The sequence below is a fragment of the Candidatus Nanopelagicales bacterium genome, from assembly GCA_018003655.1.
GTDB lineage: Bacteria > Actinomycetota > Actinomycetes > S36-B12 > UBA10799 > JAGNDY01.
The window spans coordinates 3,716-7,612 of the sequence record JAGNDY010000080.1; the positions used below are offsets into that span (position 1 = coordinate 3,716).

Here is a 3,897-nt window from a genome sequence, read left to right on the forward strand (position 1 = left end):
AGTCGGTCGGCATTCCGCCAGACACTCCGTGCCGCGCGCACCGAGCTGCGACAGGCGCGTTCCTCGGCGACGGCCAAGTACCGCTCGTCGGTGTCCCCGTTGCACTACGCGATGCACCAGGAGTTAGCTCAGGCCCCGTCCAAGGCGACCGTGCGCCAGCTTCGAGAGTCGTACGGTGAGGCAACCCTGACCCACACGATCGAATGTGACCGAGAGCTTTCCGATGCGCACAAGCGTTACGCCTTGCGCGTGGAGCAGGCGCGGGTGGCTTACCTACGTGCCGTGGGTGCGCAACCCACCGTTGTGGCCAACGCCCGCGCGCGCACCGCGACGCATGCCGCAACGGCCACGTACCAAGCGGCCGTTCAGCGTGCTCGCTCGATTCACCGATCAGTGACAGCGCCGTCGCGCGCGACGCTCAGGGCGGCACTGTCCCGGGCGGGATCGGTCAATGACACCGGGATCGCCCGGGTCGAGGCTCAGCGCAGTTATCGGGAAGCGACGGCCGACGCGACGGCGTTCTTCCGCGCCTCACTGGGCCTTGCGCGGGAGGAGTACCGCAAGGAACTTGTAGGTGCCAAGTCCGACTACCGCGCGGCGACCTCAGTGGCAAGTGTCGAGGCCGCGTAGTACCGGGCCGCTGCGATCAACGAGGGGCCGAACGAGGGCCAGCCGCGCGCCGTCGCCACCGGGGGAGCGCGCTAGTCAAGGAGGTCCGGTTGTTCTTTCACGATCCGATCGAACATCGGCTGCGCCTGGAACCACCCCGCGAGCTCGTTGCCGATCTGGTTGTAGGTCACGGCAGCATTCTCAGGATCAATGAGCTTGGGGCCGCCAGCCGCCATCGAGATCAACTGCGACTGAGCACTGCGGTCCAAGGTGATGAACCACCAGACCGCAGATTCGACGCTGGTGCCGACCGTGAGCGGACCGTGGTTGGCAAGGATGATTGCCTTCTTGTCGCCGAGTGTTGCCGCGATTCGCTTGCCTTCCTCGATGTCAAGCACGACCCCGGTGTAGTCATCGAGTAGCGCGCAATCTTGGTAGAAGGCGCAGGCGTCTTGGGTGATCGGCCAGATGACCTCGTGCATGGCGGCAAGGGACTTACCGTGCATGGAGTGACTGTGTGCGGCAGCCACTGCCTCCGGCCGGGCAGCGTGAACCTGGGAGTGGATCGCAAACGCCGCGGCATTCAGCGGGCGATCGCCTTCGACGATCTCGCCGGCATCGTTGACGCGCATCAGGTCACTGGCGCGCAACATCGAGAAGTCGAGCCCGAACGGGTTGACCCAGAAGCTGTCCGGGAACTCCGGATCGCGCGCGGTGATGTGCCCAGCAGTCCCCTCGTCGTAGCCAAACTTGGCAAACAGCCGGAAGCCAGCAGCGAGTCGTTGCTTTCGGTGTTGGCGCTCCTCGTCGACGGTCTCGAACGACGGGAACATGTGGAATGGGCGGATCTCGGTCACGGCAACCTCCGGTGGGTATTTCGTTTCACCTGCCAGCGTGCACCAACACGGCTGAAGTGTCCACGGAATCCGGTAGCAAACAATGGTCCACTGTCATTCCGACAGCGAAGCTGCCAGACTTGTCCGAACTTGGGCGAACGTAGTCACCGTCGGCACAGATGTCCCATCACTTGGAGGAGCACATGACCTCGGCAGCAGGATGGTTTGCAGATCCCACCGGACGTCACCAACTGCGGTATTGGGATGGCGGCGCATGGACTGACCACGTTTCCGATGCGGGTGCTGTCTCCGCCGACCCCATCGCGAATGCTGTTGCCAACCCAGTTGCTCGACCAGCGGCCTCCACGGGCGGGAGCTGGATGGACAGGGTGAAGGACGCGGCGACGCAAGCTGCGACAACGGCCTCCGCAGCCGTCGATTCCGCATCCGATGCCATCAGCGACCAGAACGCCCAGTGGCGCGCCCAGCGGGAGGCGCAAGCCGCTGCCGCGCAACAGGCACCAGGCGCACCGGGCGCAGCACCAGGCGCACCGCCCGCAGCACCAGGCGCACCGCCCGCAGCACCAGGCGCACCGCCCGCAGCACCAGAAGCGGCATCGCAACCCGCCGCAGATCAACTGCGCCAACTCAGTGACCTGCACTCTCAGGGCGTCCTGACCGATGACGAGTTCGCAGCACAACGAGCAAAGCTGCTCAGGCCTTAACACCGTGACCGCGAGGGAATCCTGAGTCGGAATGGAGAACTGACATGAGCGTTGCAGCAGCATGGCTGGCAGACCCTAGTGGCGATCACGAACTGCGCTACTGGGACGGCTCAAGTTGGACCGACCACGTCTCCGACGGCGGTGTGAGCGGGACCAGCGTCCCGACCGACGATTTCCCGCCACCGCCACCGGCCGCAGTGCCACCACCACCTCCGCCAGCACCGGCAAAATCAGGCGGGGGCTGGATGGACAAGGTCAAAGCGGCCGCAACCCAGGCCGCCGATCAGGGCAAGTCCATGGTGGACCAGGCGAAGTCGACTGCGGGCGACAAATCCACCGCCCGGCGCCAGCAGTACGAGAACGACCCGAACACGTTGTGGATGGGGGAGAGCAGGACCACCACCACCAAGCTGACCGGGATGTCCTCGGCCTTCTACCGACTAACCAAAGACCGCGTCTGGATCGACAGCGGGGTCTTCGGTTCCAAGTCAGAGAATGTGCCGTTGTGGGCGGTCAAAGATGTCGATGTGCGCCAAAGCATGTTCCAGTCCGGGACCGAAATCGGCGACGTCGTGCTGATTCTCGAGGACGCGAGCCTGGCCAACAAGGATGCGGACTTTTTCAACCTGGGGAACTTCACCGGGCAAGCGTCCGGTGGGGCGCGCGCAGGGCAAGTGGTGCTGGACAACATCGAGGGCCCACATGCTCTGCGCGACCTGCTGATGCCGCTGATCAGCGAGGCGCGTTTGGCCAAGAATATGGAGCGCAATAGTCAGTACATCCACTATGCGACCCCTCCGCCGACAGCTGCCGCGCCCGCGCCGTCCCCGGTTGCGGAATCGGCGCCTGCTGCGGCCCGCGATCTCGGTGCGGAGTTGCGCAAGCTCGCGGCCCTGCGCGACGAGGGTCTGCTGACCGACGAGGAGTTCGCGGCGCAGAAAGCCAAGCTGCTCAATTCCTAGAATTCGTGTGTCGCATTCGCGCTATTTTGTGACCCGATGCTGCCAACACGCGTTCGATAGGGCACCCTTAGACGCAGAGGCACCACCGTAGGGGTACAGCTCGTATGCGGCGCTGGAGCTCTGGCGTCGCTCACTTTCTGCGACCTCGCCAACGTGCCCGATCCGCGCGCGACCCGGCGCGCACTGACCTCTGGAGCCGATCACTATGACCTCGACCCCCGGCTTTGCCGACGCGCCGACCAAGAACAAGAAGCTGCTGGAATGGGTGCAGGAAGTCGCCGAATTGACCCAGCCGGATCGGATCGAATGGTGCGACGGCTCCCAGGAGGAGTGGGATCGCCTCACCCAGGAATTGGTTGACTCAGGAACCTTCACCCGGCTCAACGAAGAGAAGCGTCCTAACTCGTTCCTGGCCCGTTCCAACCCTTCTGACGTTGCCCGCGTCGAAGATCGCACGTTCATCTGCTCGCTCAACGAGGAAGACGCTGGCCCGACCAACAACTGGCGGGATCCGTTCGAGATGCGGCAGGAGCTCAAGACTCTCTTTGCCGGTTCGATGAAGGGCCGCACGATGTACGTCGTGCCGTTCTCGATGGGTCCGCTCGGGTCGCGGATCTCGCAGCTTGGCGTTGAACTCACCGACTCGGCCTACGTCGTGGTCAACATGCGCATCATGACCCGCATGGGTCAAGCCGCACTGGACATCATCGGCGAGGACGGCGACTTCGTTCCCGCTCTGCATTCGGTTGGTGCCCCGCTGGAGCC

General features: G+C 64.3%; 5 protein-coding genes. 4 read left to right on the plus strand and 1 reads right to left on the minus strand.

All coding sequences use genetic code 11. From position 1 onward, the window contains the following. Positions 1–630: hypothetical protein (locus KAZ48_09530; protein ID MBP7973029.1), on the plus strand; the 630-nt coding region annotated here is incomplete at its 5' end. A gap of 71 nt (positions 631–701) precedes the next feature. Here KAZ48_09530 and KAZ48_09535 read toward each other — a convergent pair. Continuing rightward, positions 702–1,466: a class II aldolase/adducin family protein gene (locus KAZ48_09535; GenBank protein MBP7973030.1), complete on the minus strand. Its 765-nt coding sequence runs from the start codon at positions 1,464–1,466 to the stop codon at positions 702–704. A 158-nt stretch (positions 1,467–1,624) separates the two neighbouring features. On the opposite strand from KAZ48_09535, the gene KAZ48_09540 reads away from it, so the two are divergent. From KAZ48_09540 to KAZ48_09550, 3 genes are all read left to right on the plus strand, one after another. Next, positions 1,625–2,170, plus strand: coding sequence for a DUF2510 domain-containing protein (locus tag KAZ48_09540; protein ID MBP7973031.1), 546 nt, complete (start codon positions 1,625–1,627; stop codon positions 2,168–2,170). A 44-nt stretch (positions 2,171–2,214) separates the two neighbouring features. Next, the gene (locus KAZ48_09545) at positions 2,215–3,132 is read left to right on the plus strand and encodes a DUF2510 domain-containing protein (GenBank protein ID MBP7973032.1); all 918 of its coding nucleotides are present in this window, start codon (positions 2,215–2,217) and stop codon (positions 3,130–3,132) included. 205 nt (positions 3,133–3,337) lie between these two features. After that, positions 3,338–3,897, plus strand: a 560-nt coding sequence (locus KAZ48_09550) for a phosphoenolpyruvate carboxykinase (GenBank protein ID MBP7973033.1), incomplete at its 3' end; no start/stop codon positions are given.

Excerpts from the sequence above, each read along its gene's own strand:
- KAZ48_09540 (MBP7973031.1), top strand. The coding sequence starts at position 1,625 with ATGTCCCATCACTTGGAGGAGCACATGACCTCGGCAGCAGGATGGTTT.
- KAZ48_09545 (MBP7973032.1), top strand. The coding sequence starts at position 2,215 with ATGAGCGTTGCAGCAGCATGGCTGGCAGACCCTAGTGGCGATCACGAA.